Origin of the sequence: Marinomonas sp. FW-1 (genome assembly GCF_005222245.1) — a bacterium.
In the GTDB taxonomy this organism is placed as follows: domain Bacteria; phylum Pseudomonadota; class Gammaproteobacteria; order Pseudomonadales; family Marinomonadaceae; genus Marinomonas; species Marinomonas alcarazii.
Map to the genome: position 1 here is coordinate 2,167,939 of NZ_CP025987.1, position 13,196 is coordinate 2,181,134.

The window sequence follows — 13,196 nt, forward strand, 5'->3', positions numbered from 1 at the left end:
GCAGTGATAAAACATTATTCAATATTTTTTGAAAAGCCGTTTCATTCCAGCAGCACGTAGGGATTCTGATTAACGAGGATAAGAGTGACATTCACCTGAGGTAGGCGATAGTTTCGAAGAGAATGTCACTCGGTTCGAGTTATGTGTGCGGCTGCAACAAGTTCAAAAAATGAAAGAACCACCCCATCTTCCGTCTTCCCCTTGAAGAAAGGGGAAGAGACTTAAGCCCTCGGCGTGGACGCCAACAACGCAACAAGTAATCGCCAAAAATCCCCAACGGAGTCTATCTCCATGCGCTCGGTCGGTGAATGCGCACCACGGATATTGGGGCCGAATGACACCATTTCCATGCCTGGGTATTTCGCGCCGATAATGCCGCATTCTAAGCCCGCATGAATCACTTTAACATTGGCGTCGTGACCCATAACCTCAGTGTGAACCGTTAAGAAATGCTTGAGCAAGCCAGCATTTGGATCTGGACGCCATCCTGGGTAACCGTTTTCTAATTTCACGCTAGCTTGAATCAATGAAAATGCTGATTTTGCGACATAAGCCAAGTGTTCCACAGCGGAATCCACAAGAGAACGAACCAACAAGCAAGCGTCAAAAGCCTTTTTGCCATCAGCCGTATTTCGAAGATTAATCACACCAAAATTACAGGAAGTTTCTGTTACACCTTCCAAATCAGCACTCATGCGATGAACACCATGAGGCGCACAGTACATGGCGTTTAACAACGCATCTTTATCGTTTGTTTCCAGTTCCGAGTCCAGTTCGGCGGTTTCTATAGTCACGATAAGATTTGTTTCTGTAGTGCTAAATTCTGCCTTGGTGTTTTTCTCAAACTCTTCAACAAACGCAAACAGTTTAGCTTGGTCTTGGCTACTAACGTTTATCGTCGCTTCTGCATCACGGGAGATGGCATTTCGAAGAGTGCCCCCTGTGAAGGCGCTTAAACCAAAGTCGCAACGCTCTTTCAGTAGATTCAATAAACGCACAATCAGCACATTAGCACTAGCACGCCCTTTATGAATGTCTAAGCCTGAGTGCCCACCACGTAAACCAGACACAGTAATTTTAAAGGCTTTTTTGTCTTTGTCAGTCGTGACTGATGAATAGTGCTTTTCAACATTTATATCCATGCCACCAGCACAACCTATGTAAACATCACCGCGATCTTCAGAGTCCAAGTTCAATAAGATCTTGCCCTTTAGAATCCCTTCTTCAAGCTGCAATGCGCCACGTAAGCTGGTTTCTTCTTCAATGGTAAATAATGCTTCTATAGGTCCGTGAGCTAGCTCTGTTGACTCCAAAACCGCCATTGCAGCCGCCACACCAATACCGTTATCAGCCCCAAGAGTGGTTCCTGTTGCATGAACCCAACCATCGATGATTTGCGTAACAATAGGGTCTTTAGTGAAGTCATGATCAATATCGGCATTCTTTTGTGCCACCATGTCCAAGTGACCTTGCAAAACAACGGTTTCTCTGTCCTCCATACCTTTACTTGCCGCTTTGCGAATTAATAGGTTCCCAACTGAATCAACATAGGTCTCATGCCCTAGTTCTGTTGCCCATTTAATTAGATGCTCTCTTAATGCGGCTTCATGGAAGGATGGGCGCGGTGTATTGCATAATGTTTGAAAGTGGCGCCAGATTGCGCTGGGTTGTAACGTCGTGAGTACTTCGTTCATCTTGCTCTCTTGGATTGGTAATGACATGTTGCGAATGTTAGCAACACTAAAGAAGCGCACCAATTGTGGCAATCGAAATAAAGACTACGCTGATAGAGAAAACGTATGTCGTAAAGAAACTAAACCTAAATTTTCTTGAAGCAGAATATAAAATCAATGAGTCTAATCACTCACTTAAATCATTTTGATAAGTGAGTGATGACTTGATACCAGATTAGAACTGGTAGCCAATACCTAGAGAAACAATATTTATATCGTTATCTGATTTGAAAGCATCACCATCAATATCTTTTAAGGTTGCTCCCATAGATAGAAACGAATAATTTATCGAAAGAAGTAAGTTATCCTTCACCGAATACGCTAAACCAGCACCTAGATATAGATCATTGCCACTATCAGATGCCTTAAATGGATTAGATGGATCGCTTGAATCAGTTTCTTTGATATCGAAATCCCAAAATGCTATACCAGCACGAGCATTTAAAGATAACTTCTCGTTCAAATTAAATTCCTTTTTAATACCTAGCAAAAATGCTGAAGACGTCATTATATCTGTGATTTTGTCTCCATACTCATCAATAAAGCTAGAAGAAGCTTTTCCATAGTCATAGTATGCAGCTTCTGCTGACCAGCTATCAGCAAACTCATAACCAAAGCGAATTGCCACAGATGTATCATCTGCATCTTTTAGCCTTGTACCATTACCAGTTACTGATTGAGTTGCTTGTCCAACTAAAATTTCCATGGTTACTGGCGTCTCAGCTGCAAAAGCTGTTGACATACTAGTAATTGTTAGCATTCCCACTATTAAGCGTTTCATTCTTATAAAGTCCATATCATTTGTAAAGGTAAGTAAGTTTTATGTAAATAAATGTTAGGCGTGAAAATTAACAAAAATTACTAACAAGTACAACTACTTATAGCTTGCACCATACAAATGTAAAAAAGCCCCTTAAATAGTCGAACAACCAACCATTTAAAGGGCATATAGATCCGTGTATTTTAGTGAATTAAACTTATTTTTTCTTAAGTGATGCCGCCGAGAAGGTCACAAACTCTTCCGCACTGGTTGGGTGAACACCAACCGTGTCGTCAAAGTCCGCTTTGGTAGCACCAGCTTTAATAGCGATACCCAAGCCTTGGATAATTTCACCAGAGTAATCACCCACCATATGGGCGCCAATCACTTTGTCGTCTGCGTTGTTTACCAATAGTTTCATCAAAGAGCGCGAAGTCGCACCACTTAGCGTGTGTTTCATTGGACGGAAGTCGGTTTGATAAACACGGAAGTCTAGGCCCCGCTTTTCCGCTTCTTGCTCGGTTAAGCCAACAGTACCAATGGCTGGCTGACTAAAGACAGCGGTTGGAATGTTGTCGTAATCAAAGTCCACTTCTTTGCCATCAAACCAATAAGCAATAAGCGCCATGGCCTCTTTAATGGCTACAGGTGTTAACTGAATATTGTCGGTCACGTCCCCAAGAGCAAAAACGCTTTTTGCGGAGGTAGTGAAGTTCTTATCAATAATTACAGCGCCATTTTTGCCTGTTTTAATACCCGCTTTATCAAGCCCTAAAGAAGCAACATTTGGCACACGACCCGTTGCGTAAAGGATGAGACCAAACTCTTCTGAATGACCGTCTTTGAAGTGAACGGTTCGAGCACCATTTGGATTTTCCGCATCGGCAAGTTCAATGCGCTCAACGTCTGTATTCAAGCGCACATCAATGCCAGACTTTTTGTATTCTTCACTTGCGAAATCACGAACATCTTGATCGAAACCGCGCAGCAGCTGATCGCCACGATAAGCAAGACTAGTTTCAACACCCAAGCCATTTAGAATGCCAGCAAATTCCACTGCGATATAACCGCCACCCACAACAAGGGCTTTTTTCGGCAATTCTTCTAAGAAAAACATTTCATTAGAACTAACCACTAAATCACTGCCTTCGAATTCAGGAATGAAAGGCTTAGCACCAACAGCAATCAAAATGCGTTCTGCTGTATAGGTTTTGCCATCCACCATGACCGTGTGCTCATCAACAAAGCTTGCATAGCCAGTAATAAGTTCAACACCAGCATTACCAAGCAAGTTTCCATAAATGCCGTTTAAACGTTGAATTTCTTTGGTTTTATTATCACGCAATACAGACCAGTTGAATTCCACACCTTGATGAGACCAACCAAAGCCTGCCGCTTCATCAAAACCATGACCAAATTCAGAGCCATAAACAAATAATTTCTTGGGCACACAACCAATGTTAACGCAGGTTCCGCCTAGGGCACTGCCCTCAGCAACCGCTACTTTATAACCTTTGGATGCCGCAACACGGCTAGCACGAACACCACCTGAACCGGCGCCAATAACAAATAAATCGTACTGATAAGACATTCTTAGTCTCCAAAATCATTCATGATGTAATATGAGAAGCAGTTTAACAGCCCCACTCTCTTAGAAGAAGGCTGAACAGAAAATAGCGATGCTGTAGATAGTCATTTCTTAATAGAAATAGGTATTAAGCATAAAAAAATGTATCGTTAAAGGCTGCTACGATATCATTAAATAGACGATAATCGTTACCAACAAAACCCACAAAAAGATCATAATACAAGGAAGTTACATGCCCGATTTCATCATCCTGGCTTACATTGCCATCATGGCGTTTTATTTTTTTCAAAAAGATGATGGCAAGACATTCTTCATTATCATGGCATTGCCTTTCATTGCGCTTTTTAGTGACGATTATTGGCTTTGGCTACCAGTCAGCGCGGCATTAAGCGTGGTGCTCTTAATTATTGAAGGCTATAAAGCAGGGCCGACCGCTGGCGGTGCTGTGGTTGCTTTTTTCTTTTTCTCTGTCGGTGCTTTTATTGTCAGTGTGATAATCAAAACAGCGTGGGCATTTCTTTCCGACTTCCGTTTTTCGACTTTCCATCTAGACAACCCACTGAGTTATGAGTGGCCAACCTATGTCATGGCCTTGTATGGACTGGCTTTTGTTCTTACTCTTATAACTATTTTCCGTAGTAACAAGGAAACGTTAGAGTTAACACGCATCCACATTACGGCATTTGCCTTTGCAGCCCTTCCGCACTTTTGCGGATCTTTTCTCTACGGCATGGCATTAAGTTTAGGGTTATTTGCTGTATTGTTTTTGCTCGCCGTCATCAGAAAAATAAACCGAGAGCAGCGTTTCCTTTTTGCCTACACCACATTGAGTCTTATCCCTGGTAGCTTTCTGTTAAAAGGAATCATCATCGCCTTTTTTTAAAGGATTTACATGAGCACGAACGGATCAAAGATTTAATTTTATAAAAGAGCAAATAATCTAAAGCAATGGATCTGTAAATCACTTTATGCGAACAGCGCAACTGGGTATCATTAAGAAAATTCGCTATGGAACCATTTACATGAAATTTGTCTCTTTTAATATCAATGGCTTGCGAGCTCGTCCACATCAAATCGAAGCCCTAGTAGAAAAGCACGCGCCAGATGTCATTGGCTTGCAGGAAATAAAAGTCCACGATGACGCCTTCCCGCACGAGATTCCTCAGTCCGTTGGCTATCACGCTTATTATTATGGACAAAAGTCTCACTACGGAGTAGCCATTTTCAGTAAACAAAAAGCCACCAGCGTGGAATATGGCTTTCCCGGTGACGAGGAAGATGCGCAACGCCGCATGATCATTGCCACATTTGATACGCCACAAGGCCCAGTAAAGGTGCTGAATGGCTATTTCCCTCAAGGTGAAAACCGTGACCATGAAACCAAGTTTCCAGCAAAGCGAAAGTTCTACGCTGACTTAATGGCATACCTAGCATCGCACTCACCTGATGAAAAAATCATCGTAATGGGCGATATCAATATTTCCCCTACCGATTTAGACATCGGTATCGGCGAGCAAAATGCAAAACGCTGGTTAAAAACCGGTAAATGCAGCTTCTTACCAGAAGAAAGAGAGTGGTTTAAAACATTATCAGACTGGGGCTTGAAAGATACTTATCGTCAGCTTAACCCGACTAAGAACGATCGTTTTAGCTGGTTTGATTATCGCTCAAAAGGCTTCGAAGACACGCCAAAACGTGGCTTAAGAATAGATGTAATTATGGCGTCAAATGGACTCGCGCCGTACTTGGAAGATTCTGATGTGGATTATGATTTACGCGCGCTTGAAAAGCCATCCGATCACGCCCCAATTTGGACCAGCTTTAACCTAAACCAATAAGCAATTTAGTTGCGGTCATTGTATGAATAACGTACAAAACTATACAATGACCGCCCTACTTGATAAGAGCCACTATCAAACAGCAGTACTACCCTATTTATCCACAGACAATGTGGATGAATTTAGTCATATCGCACCAAATCCAATGCGATAACTCTACCGAGAACACGATCATGAACAATGAATCACTCACTATGGCAGACATGGTCAAGCAGTCCGCCCAAGCCGCCACTTTTTTGAAAGCGCTGAGCAATGAAAATCGCCTAATGATCTTGTGCCATATTCTTGACCAAGAACTCTCTGTTACGGCATTAAACGAACGCCTTCCCTTAAGCCAATCGGCACTTTCTCAACACCTTGCGGTGTTAAGAAAAGATGGCCTTGTTAGTACTCGTCGCGAATCTCAAACTATTTTCTATAGCATTGGAGACAGCCGAGTCAAAGAACTGATTCTGACACTACATCAACTATTTTGTCCGACTCTCTAAGACCATTCTAGGCAGTGGCAAAGTTAATCTACCGAATAAAACTCGGTAACCAAATTCGCCAGCCATTCTGGTTGTTCTAAAGGCAACATATGACCACAAGCAGCCATTCGAACCTCAATGCCAGCCGTACTTTTAATTTGATCTATCGCCTCTTTTGACACCAGACCATCTTCTTGACCTAAGGCGAAGCACACTGGAAAACGCACCTTATTAAGATGCGACAAGACATCTGGGCGATCTAGGCTACTTTTTAGTTGCTGCACTAATACCAGTTCGCCCAATGCTTTGTCCATGTCCTGAATTAAGCGAACCAATACTTCATTGCTTTGATTGTGGGCACCCAGCATAGCCATTGCTTTTTTTCGAGGGATACCACGATAACCCTGTGTAGAAACCCAATTTAAGGCTACCTCACGCTGTTTGCGCTCACTGTCTAAAAGCCCGGTTGCTGTATTTGAAAGAACCATAAGACGATTGATGCGCTCGGGGTATTTAACCGAAAAACGACTGGCGAGATATCCCCCCATAGAAAAGCCCAAAAGATCTATTGGTTTATCAGGCAATATTTTCGCTAAGGCATCAACCATCGACTCAAGAGTATTCTCCATCGGCAGAACAATATGATGCAATGTAGCAAATCTGCCTAAAGCTTTTTGCGTAAAGTCCCAGAGCCGATGATCACACATAGTGCCCGGTAAACAATAAATTTCCACTAATGCCTCTACTTCAAATCAGAAATTAAAAACCCTTATCACGGATGCGCATAAAACTGGCAAACCTTGGAACACCACGATCAGTAAAGCCATGATATTTATAAGTGATGACTTGTCCAACCTTTGGTGGGTTTTCACGTTCTTTATCGGTAAAACCTGTACCAATTTTAAAACGCAGTCCGGACGGCATTTCCACAATTAAAGAGCCCATCATGTCTTGGTATTTTCCCGAACCTTTTAATATCCCGACCACCTCTGCCTCGGCATCCATATGTGGCTTCAGCTTCAAGAGATTATCAGTACGCCCGGACTCAAAACGGGCAAGCTTGCGATGTAACATCAAACCTTCCGCCCCTTGGTCTACATAAGATGTTAGTAAATGATTCAGCTCATCAGTCGTGTTTACCGAAAACTGCTCTACAGGTAAAACATGGGGAAGATTAAGGCTGGTAACTATGGTCGTGTAGCGTTGATAGCGCTCATAAAAAGTAAGTGAGCGCGCCTTATCAGGGGCATCAAACACCATGTAATAAATATTTTGCCATTCGCTGTCTACTGGCACTTGTTTGCTCACAGTCGACATGATGTAAGCAAAATCATTGTGCTTTGACCATAGCTCACCATCCAACCAAACGGGTGGTAAATTTTCGGTAAACCATGCGGGCGCATTAATAATGTTACCTTGGCGGGTTAATAACTCAGTGCCTGTCCAGATTCCACGAATCCCATCGTACTTTTCACTGACTAAGTAATCTTGAATCTGCGTGTCATCCGAGTATACCTTTGCCAACTGAACATCTGGCTGAGCGAACACAAACAGGGGAAATAAAAATAAACAGACTAACCAATTTTTAAATAAATACATGACTCACTCCATTGATAATAAAAGCGCTATTCCTTAGCACTCTTTAACGCTATACGATTTTATTTCTACGCGCAAACTTAAGACTTTCATTCATGCTCAAAGCCCATAAAAAAGCCCATATTTGCGAGCAAATATGGGCTTATATTTTAGCTATTTACAGCGTAATCTTACTTGCTTAGCTGCACGATCAATTTGTTCATACGGCTAACAAACGTCGCAGGGTCTTCCAGCTGACCACCTTCAGATAGCGTCGCTTGCTCAAACAGCAACCACGCCATATCAGCAAAACGCTCTTCATCCGTTTCAGCATCCATCTTAGCAACGATTGGATGATCAGGGTTCACTTCAAGAGTTGGTTTAGACTCTGGAAGCTTCTGGCCCGCTTGCTCAAGCAAACGACGCATCTGCAGACCCATATCATATTCACCCACAACCAAACATGCAGGAGAGTTAGTCAAGCGATCCGTGGAGTTTACACCAGCGACTTTTTCGTCTAACACCGCTTTCATACGATCAAGAAGTGGCTTAATTTGCTCAGCCTTTTCTTCCTTCTCTTTCTTCTCTTCTTCGTTCTCTTGGTCAGCTAAGTCTAACTTGCCTTTGGTAACGTCTTGGAAAGATTTGCCTTCAAACTCTTGTAGAGAAGACATCATCCATTCGTCGATACGATCACTTAATAGCAAGACTTCGAAACCTTTCTTACGCAAGATTTCTAAGTGTGGGCTGTTTTTCGCAGTATTATGGCTTTCGGCATAGATGTAATAAATTTTATCTTGGCCTTCGCTCATACGCTCGATGTAGTCTGCCAAAGACACAGTTTGCGCTGCTGCATCTGTGTGAGTTGAACTGAAACGCAACAAGCTTGCAATCTTGTCTTTATTGCCCATGTCATCAGCTGGACCTTCTTTGATGACGTTACCGAATTCATCCCAGAATTTTTGGTAATCTTCTGGCTCGTTTTTCGCCATCTTAGCTAACATGTCCAATACACGTTTCGTCAACGCGGAACGCATAGAGTCAACCGCATTATCGTTTTGCAGAATTTCACGAGACACGTTCAAAGACAAGTCGTTAGAATCCACTACACCCTTAACGAAGCGCATGTAAGGCGGAAGGAAAGCTTCAGCTTCATCCATAATAAAGACGCGCTGAACATAGAGTTTCAGACCACGTTGCATATCGCGATTCCAAAGGTCATAAGGCGCTTTAGAAGGAATATACAACAAGCTTGTGTATTCTAATTTACCTTCAACCTTGTTGTGTGACCACTTCAAAGGCTCTTGGTAATCATGAGAGATATGCTTGTAAAACTCTTGATATTCTTCATCCGTAACTTCGTTACGTGGACGGGTCCAAAGCGCTTTAGCTGAGTTAACGGCTTCATATTCTGGCGCTTTGTTTTCATCTACCGGCTTAGGGTTGCCCTCTTCATCCAATTCTGGATAAACAGGCTTTTCCATTTCAACTGGAATAGAAATATGATCGGAGTACTTAGTAACCAAATGACGTAGACGGAAATTGTCGGCGAATTCTTTCTCATCCGCTTTTAGGTGAAGAATAATACGCGTACCACGAGATTCTTTATCAATGTTCTCGATCGTAAATTCACCAGAACCATCCGATACCCAACGAACGCCTTCATTTTGCGCAGCACCTGCACGGCGCGATTCCACAGTAACCTTATCCGCCACGATGAAAGCAGAATAAAAGCCGACACCAAATTGACCAATCAATTGGCTGTCTTTCTTCTGGTCACCACTCAATTGCTCTAAGAAAGAGGACGTACCGGATTTTGCAATCGTTCCAAGGTTAGTTATGGCTTCTTCACGAGACATACCAACACCGTTATCATCGATAACAACCGTATTCGCTTCTTTATCAAATTCAATACGAACACGTAGGTTTGGATCTTCTGCCAGAAGGTCTGCGTTAGCGACAGACTCAAAACGTAGCTTATCCACTGCATCAGATGCGTTTGAAATCAGCTCTCGTAGAAAGATCTCTTTGTTGGAGTACAAAGAGTGGATCATCAAATGAAGTAGTTGCTTAACTTCCGTTTGAAACCCTAACGTTTCTTTTTGAGTATCAGTTGCCATGTTATGACTTGCTCCTATTTGAATGAACCCTCGGATAAAACCAAAGGCGTATTACGTTTCACTTGTGACTCATAGTTTCACTTGTGACTCATAGATAAAGCCTCTTGAAGCGATTTCAAGAGGCTAACCCACTAAAAGGAGCAAAAAAGTCACAATATATTTATGGATATAAAAAGTGAAAGGGATTCAAAAGGGAATAATAAAAAGTCCTGTTCATTTTACGAACAGACTTTAGGTGTTTTTCGAACCAATGTCAGTCCATCGCCAATAGGAATCAGTGACAACTCCACATCCGTATCTTGATGGATAGTTTTATTTAACTCGCGAACTATTCTGGTGTCTTTATCAGTAAACTCCTCATCGGCAACATTACCCCACCACAAGGTATTATCTATCACCAAACACCCACCTGGGCGCAGCAATTGTTTGGCTAATTGATAGTAAGTCAGCAGATTTTGCTTATCCGCATCGATAAAGATGAAGTCGAAGGTTTCACGTTCAGCTTGGAGAAAAGACTCCATGACTGGCAAGGCTTTGTCACAATAAGTCGTAACACGATCTATCACGCCCGCTTGCTCTAAATAGCGGGTCGCAATGTCCAACCACATCTGCTTTTTCTCAATCGCCACTAGCTTTGACTCTTTTGGCATTGCCATTGCCATGGATAAGGTGCTATATCCGGTAAACACACCTATTTCAAGAATCTTTTTAGGCGCTTGCAGCTTGATAAGCAAGGCTAACAACTGACCCACTTCGGGTGATAATTGCATACGCGCCATATGATATTGAGCTGTCTCACGACGCAAAGCTCTTAATAAGTCGTCTTCACGTACGGAAACATCGACTAAATACTGATAAAGCCTGTCATTCACAGTAACGGTACGATTAACAGGTTTATCATCTTCAGGTAACGGCTTGGGAAAATTAGGAAGCATGGGATTTCATCACGAGTCCACGGCTCAAAGTTTTAAATGTTTTAGAACGAAATTCACGACGGTAAAGCACGGCAACCACCATGACGCTGGCAGCCATACAAAAATATGGACCAAGAAACCAACCACAAAAGGCCATAGCAAAATAGAAAGCACGAAGGCCATAATTAAATTGATTCGCTGCTAAACTGCAAATTTTCGCCATGTGCATGGCATATAGCTCGCGCTCACTTTCTTCAATACCACGCTCAGTGGCCAATGGCGCACTGCCAACCAACACGGAACAAAAGTTATACTGCCTAACAGACCAAGTGAAAGTAAAAAATGCATAAGAGAAAATCGCCACTAGTACGATAATTTTTAACTCCCATTCTTGCTGACTCATCGGCGCCAATAGATAAAAGTCAGACAAAATACCAATCGCTTTTTCTGAATAATTAAAAGCAGTAAACAGACCAGCAATAATCAATAAGCTACTTGAAGCAAAAAACAAACTGCTTCTTTCTAAATTCGCCATTACGGAAGCATCAGCAATTCGGTTGTCTCGTCTAAGTAATCGTGACATCCAAGCTAAACGAAACTGATGCAGCACACTCACCAAACAAGAGCGACGCTTTGAATTGTACAAAGCATAAAATGCATATCCCCACCAGCATGCAAAAAAGACAAAAAATGTTGCAAGATCAAGGGGATTTAACAGTAATGACACAGAATGCTTATCCATATTTTAACTCTGCTGAAGTAACGATTTAGGGTAACAATATTAGACCACTTTTCACTTTGCATGTCTTAATTTCCTGCTAGAAAATTCCGCAAACCCGTTCAAGAAAATAAATATAAACACTCCATCAAAAAACACTTGCATCGACTGAAAATATCGGTAAGATCTCGCCCGTCAACACGACATGCGGATGTGGTGGAATTGGTAGACACGCTGGATTTAGGTTCCAGTGCTTCACGGCGTGAGAGTTCGAGTCTCTCCATCCGCACCATCTTATTTATACCTCCCCTGCAATGAATTCAAAAACTTCTCTTAACACTATCTATTTCAAATAGCTCATTAACCATTACCATATTAAAAATTATCACCATAAAAAAAACCGAACCCATTACTGAATTCGGCTTTCTTGCGCTAACCAAAAATCGAACTACTTCAATTTCCAAGCCACCTGCTTGCCCGCAAAGAAAGGCACTATTGGCTCACCATTTGGCAAAATGATATTACTAGGCACTTCCCAAGACTCACGCACCAAAGTGACTGTTTCTGTATTACGTGGCAAACCATAAAAATCAGCACCGTAAATACTCGCAAAACCTTCTAGTTTATCTAGTGCATCTAACTCATCAAACACTTGAGTATAAAGCTCAAGCGCAGACCAAGCACTGTAACAGCCCGCACAACCACAATCGGACTCTTTGCGGTGCTTGGCGTGAGGAGCTGAATCCGTACCTAGGAAGAACTTAGGTGAACCATTCTTAACCACTGCTCTTAGCGCTTCTTGGTGGGTACTGCGCTTTAGCACAGGTAAACAATAGTTATGTGGGCGCACACCACCATCCAGCATGTCGTTGCGGTTTAACAACAAATGCTGAGGGGTAATCGTCGCCGCCACACCATCGCGAGCCGACAAAACAAAATCAGCAGCCTCTTTGGTCGTAATGTGTTCAAACACAACTTTTAGGTGAGGTACACGTTCAACAATCTTCACCATATGCTGATCGATAAATTCTTTTTCACGATCAAAAATATCAATGTGTTTTTGCGTCACTTCGCCATGGATCAGTAACAACATATCGTTGTCAGCCAAGGCTTCAAAGACTGGATACAAAGACTCCAAAGAATTCACGCCAGAATCTGAATTAGTCGTCGCACCAGCAGGATACATTTTAGCCGCTAACACACCCGCATTTTTGGCGTCTTTAATATCTTGAACGCTGGTTTTATCCGTTAGATAGATAGTCATAATGGGGGTAAAAGAACTACCTTCAGGACGCGCAGCTAAAATTCGCTCCTTGTAGCTCAATGCAAGCTCAGCCGTGGTAACAGGCGGAACCAAATTAGGCATCACCACCGCACGCTCAAAACAACGCGCTGTTGCTGGAACCGTTTCAAGCAACATATCTTGATCGCGAAAATGTAAATGCCAATCATCTGGCTTAATTATAGTAATTTCGTTCATTGT

The 13,196-nt window shown here is 42.4% G+C and carries 13 protein-coding genes and 1 tRNA gene; 5 read left to right on the plus strand and 9 right to left on the minus strand.

Annotated elements, in window-relative coordinates; genetic code table 11:
* Positions 1-221 precede the first annotated feature (221 nt).
* The 3 genes from C1X04_RS10160 to gorA all read right to left on the minus strand — a co-directional run bounded on the left by C1X04_RS10160 (position 222) and on the right by gorA (position 4,084).
* Positions 222-1,694, minus strand: a complete 1,473-nt coding sequence (locus C1X04_RS10160; RefSeq protein ID WP_137169837.1) for an aminoacyl-histidine dipeptidase — start codon at positions 1,692-1,694, stop codon at positions 222-224.
* Between the two features lie 214 nt (positions 1,695-1,908).
* On the minus strand, positions 1,909-2,514 hold the full coding sequence (locus C1X04_RS10165; RefSeq protein WP_175404923.1) for an outer membrane beta-barrel protein: 606 nt from the start codon (positions 2,512-2,514) through the stop codon (positions 1,909-1,911).
* A gap of 196 nt (positions 2,515-2,710) precedes the next feature.
* A complete protein-coding gene (gorA, locus tag C1X04_RS10170; protein ID WP_137169839.1) occupies positions 2,711-4,084 on the minus strand; it encodes a glutathione-disulfide reductase in 1,374 nt (457 codons plus the stop codon).
* 229 nt (positions 4,085-4,313) lie between these two features.
* Here gorA and C1X04_RS10175 point away from each other — a divergent pair, with 229 nt between their 5' ends.
* From C1X04_RS10175 to C1X04_RS10185, 4 genes are all read left to right on the plus strand, one after another.
* Positions 4,314-4,964, plus strand: coding sequence for a hypothetical protein (locus tag C1X04_RS10175; protein ID WP_137169840.1), 651 nt, complete (start codon positions 4,314-4,316; stop codon positions 4,962-4,964).
* A gap of 139 nt (positions 4,965-5,103) precedes the next feature.
* The gene (gene xthA, locus C1X04_RS10180; RefSeq protein WP_137169841.1) at positions 5,104-5,919 is read left to right on the plus strand and encodes an exodeoxyribonuclease III; all 816 of its coding nucleotides are present in this window, start codon (positions 5,104-5,106) and stop codon (positions 5,917-5,919) included.
* A gap of 22 nt (positions 5,920-5,941) precedes the next feature.
* The gene (locus C1X04_RS18770) at positions 5,942-6,073 is read left to right on the plus strand and encodes a hypothetical protein (protein ID WP_302628586.1); all 132 of its coding nucleotides are present in this window, start codon (positions 5,942-5,944) and stop codon (positions 6,071-6,073) included.
* Between the two features lie 19 nt (positions 6,074-6,092).
* The gene (locus C1X04_RS10185; protein ID WP_175404924.1) at positions 6,093-6,407 is read left to right on the plus strand and encodes a metalloregulator ArsR/SmtB family transcription factor; all 315 of its coding nucleotides are present in this window, start codon (positions 6,093-6,095) and stop codon (positions 6,405-6,407) included.
* Between the two features lie 23 nt (positions 6,408-6,430).
* Here C1X04_RS10185 and C1X04_RS10190 read toward each other — a convergent pair whose 3' ends face one another.
* The 5 genes from C1X04_RS10190 to C1X04_RS10210 form a co-directional block, all read right to left on the minus strand.
* Positions 6,431-7,120, minus strand: coding sequence for an alpha/beta fold hydrolase (locus tag C1X04_RS10190; protein ID WP_254682245.1), 690 nt, complete (start codon positions 7,118-7,120; stop codon positions 6,431-6,433).
* Positions 7,121-7,145: 25 nt separating this feature from the next.
* The gene (locus tag C1X04_RS10195) at positions 7,146-7,985 is read right to left on the minus strand and encodes a DNA ligase (protein WP_137169842.1); all 840 of its coding nucleotides are present in this window, start codon (positions 7,983-7,985) and stop codon (positions 7,146-7,148) included.
* A 167-nt stretch (positions 7,986-8,152) separates the two neighbouring features.
* The gene (htpG, locus tag C1X04_RS10200) at positions 8,153-10,081 is read right to left on the minus strand and encodes a molecular chaperone HtpG (RefSeq protein ID WP_137169843.1); all 1,929 of its coding nucleotides are present in this window, start codon (positions 10,079-10,081) and stop codon (positions 8,153-8,155) included.
* Positions 10,082-10,299: 218 nt separating this feature from the next.
* The gene (locus C1X04_RS10205; protein ID WP_137169844.1) at positions 10,300-11,016 is read right to left on the minus strand and encodes an O-methyltransferase; all 717 of its coding nucleotides are present in this window, start codon (positions 11,014-11,016) and stop codon (positions 10,300-10,302) included.
* Positions 11,006-11,737: a DUF599 domain-containing protein gene (locus tag C1X04_RS10210; RefSeq protein WP_110572923.1), complete on the minus strand. Its 732-nt coding sequence runs from the start codon at positions 11,735-11,737 to the stop codon at positions 11,006-11,008. Before C1X04_RS10210 ends, C1X04_RS10205 begins: the two co-directional genes overlap by 11 nt.
* Positions 11,738-11,920: 183 nt before the next feature.
* On the opposite strand from C1X04_RS10210, the gene C1X04_RS10215 reads away from it, so the two are divergent.
* Positions 11,921-12,005, plus strand: a tRNA-Leu gene (locus C1X04_RS10215).
* Positions 12,006-12,161: 156 nt separating this feature from the next.
* Here the strand turns inward: C1X04_RS10215 and pyrC are convergent.
* Entirely contained in the window at positions 12,162-13,193 is a 1,032-nt protein-coding gene (pyrC, locus tag C1X04_RS10220) for a dihydroorotase (protein ID WP_137169845.1), read from the minus strand.
* Between the last annotated feature and the right edge of the window lie 3 nt (positions 13,194-13,196).